The organism is Hyphomonas sp., from assembly GCF_040882205.1.
Classification (GTDB): Bacteria; Pseudomonadota; Alphaproteobacteria; order Caulobacterales; family Hyphomonadaceae; genus Hyphomonas.
Window position 1 is genome coordinate 1 of the sequence record NZ_JBBEBT010000248.1, and the last position, 2679, is coordinate 2679.

Here is a 2679-nt window from a genome sequence, read left to right on the forward strand (position 1 = left end):
GGCAAGGACAAGCCCACAGACGTGCTCTCCTTCCCGGCACTCCCGATGGACCGGCCTCTTCTGGGCGACATTGCGGTCGCTTACGGAGTTTCGTCCCGGGACGCGGCCGTGCAGGGAAAGGCGCTGGCCGACCACCTGACCCATCTCCTCATCCATGGCTATCTGCACCTCCTCGGCCATGACCACGAGACCCCGGCCGAAGCGGGAGTGATGGAGGCGCGCGAGATCAGGGCGCTTGCATCGCTCGGTATAGCCAATCCCTACCTCTTGAGCGAAACAGGCCCAGATGAGTGATTTTGATTCTTCTGACGCCGCTTCGTCCGGGCGATTACGCGGCCTCTTTGGCTTCCGGCGCAAACCGGCGCCCCAGCCGGAGACCTCCGCCGCCGATACCGGCGGGGAAGGCGCACCGCAGGTCATGCGGATCCGGGTCGCCGAATTCGAGAAGCTGCGCGTCTATGACGTCATGGTGCCGCGCGCCGAGATGAAAGCCGTCGAGGCGGGCACAGAATTTCCCGAGCTTCTGAAATTCTTTGCCGAAGTCACGCATTCGCGTCTCCCGGTCTTCCGCGAAACGCTGGATGACCCGATCGGCTTCGTCCACATAAAGGACGTCGTCAGCGAGCTGGCCAAGGAAGGCACGCCGCCGAAACGCCCTCTGGAACGGCTCCACCGCGAAGTGCTCTATGTCCCGCCCTCGATGAAGCTGACGGACCTGCTTGTGAAGATGCAGGCAACCCGCATTCATCTGGCGTTGGTCGTCGACGAGTATGGCGGCACCGACGGCCTGCTGACGCTGGAAGACCTCGTGGAGGTCATCGTTGGGGATATAGAGGACGAGCATGACGACGACGAGCCGATGTTCCTGCGCCGCAGCGCCCGCGTCTGGGAAGCTGACGCCCGCATGGAAGTCGACGAGTTCGCCGAAGAATCCGGCGTCGATCTCGGCCTCGTCGACAGCGATGCGGAAATTGACACGCTCGGCGGCATCGCTGTGGCGCTCGCCGGCAAGGTTCCGCTGCGCGGCGAGATCCTGCGCCATCCTGGCGGCGCCGAACTGGAAATCATGGAAGCCGACACGCGCCGTATCCGCCGGCTGAAGCTCCGCCTGCCGGAGCCGCCCGCATCCCCGTACCCCGAGGAGTAGAGTTTTAATGTCCACCGCTGTTCGCAGCCACGGCTTCACGGCTCTGGGGCCACTTCACGAGTCGCTTGCGCGGTTGACCGGCTGGCGCGCCGGCGTTGCCGCCGCCGTTTTCGGCGCGCTCGCCGCATTCGCCTTTGCGCCGTTCCATTTCAGCGCCGTGCTGGTAATTTCCTTTACCGCGCTCGTCTGGATGATCGACGGCGCGCGCGCCCATGCGCGATGGGGCCGCCAGGTTGCCTTGCGCGGCTGGGCCTTCGGCGCGGGCTTCTTCCTCGTCTCCATGCACTGGACGGCGATGCCTTTCCTGGTGAACCCCGAACAGCACCTCGCCTTCATCTGGCTGCCACTGATCGTGCTGCCCGCCGGCATGGGCCTGATCTGGGGCGCCTGCGCCGCGATGGCCGGCGCCTTCTGGTCCGCCTCGCCTTCGCGCATCTTTGTCTTCGCCGCCTTTTTCGCGCTCTCCGAATGGGTGCGCGGCCATCTCTTCGGCGGCTTTCCCTGGAACCTGCCAGGTACCACCTGGATTCCCGGAGGCGCGCTCTCGCAGTCCGCCTCCCTCGGCGGCGTCTACTGGCTTACCCTGCTCACCGTCTTCGTCATGGCCGCGCCCGCTGCCCTCGTCGACACGCGCGACGCCAAGGGCCTCGGGCTACGCCTCGCGCCGTCCTTTGCAGCGGTCGTCGCACTCGCCTTCGGCTGGGCCTGGGGCGCCGAGCGTACCGCCGCGCCCTCCGCAATGACCGACCAGCAGGTTGTGATCATGGACGCCGGCGTGCCGCAGGCCGACTGGGACCGGATGGAGCCCGGCGCAGTGCTGGTTGAATACATCCGTATGCTGACCTATCCGGACAGCCGCCCCGGCGACATCGTCGTCTGGCCGGAAGGCGCCGTGCCCGGTTTCCTCTTGCAGGAATCCGCCTCGTTGGACGCCATCTCCTCCTATATCGGCGAGCGCACACTGATCGTCGGCGCTACGCGCTATGAATGGTTCTCCGAGGACACGCCGGTTTACTATAACAGCCTCGCCGTGCTCGATGCTTCCGCCAACGAGAGCGGCCCGATCTCGCTCTATGACAAGCACAGGCTGGTGCCGTTCGGCGAGCTGGCGGCGGTGGATTTCATCCCTTTTGGACGCGAGTTCGCAACGCTTCTGCCGCCCACCACCCAGCGTCTCGCCGCCTCTGGCTTCCGCCCCGGGGCAGGGGCGACGGCCATCCAGAACGGCCGCCTGCCACCTTTCGTGGCGCTGATCTGCTATGAGGGCCTCTTCCCGGAAATAACCCGCAGCGCCAACCTGACCGACCGCGCGCAATGGATCGTGCTGGTTTCTAACGATGCCTGGTTCGGAGCTGGCATGGGCCCCGCCCAGCACTACGCGCAGAACCGTTACCGCGCGATCGAGACCGGATTGCCGATGGTGCGCGCCGCCAACCGGGGCGCGTCCGGCATCGTCGACGGGTATGGCCGCGAGACGATGCGCACCCTTCCGGCGGAAACCGCGCCCGAAGGCTGGACGACCAGCTATGGCC

General features: G+C 66.1%; 3 protein-coding genes. All 3 read left to right on the forward strand.

Annotated elements, in window-relative coordinates; translation table 11 throughout:
• On the forward strand, nt 1-294 hold a 294-nt coding region (gene ybeY, locus WEA77_RS10510), incomplete at its 5' end, for an rRNA maturation RNase YbeY (protein ID WP_368067830.1).
• Entirely contained in the window at nt 287-1147 is an 861-nt protein-coding gene (locus WEA77_RS10515) for a CBS domain-containing protein (RefSeq protein ID WP_368067831.1), read from the forward strand. The genes ybeY and WEA77_RS10515, both read left to right, overlap by 8 nt.
• 7 nt (nt 1148-1154) lie before the next feature.
• A partial coding sequence (gene lnt, locus WEA77_RS10520; RefSeq protein ID WP_368067832.1) for an apolipoprotein N-acyltransferase occupies nt 1155-2679 on the forward strand: 1525 nt, incomplete at its 3' end.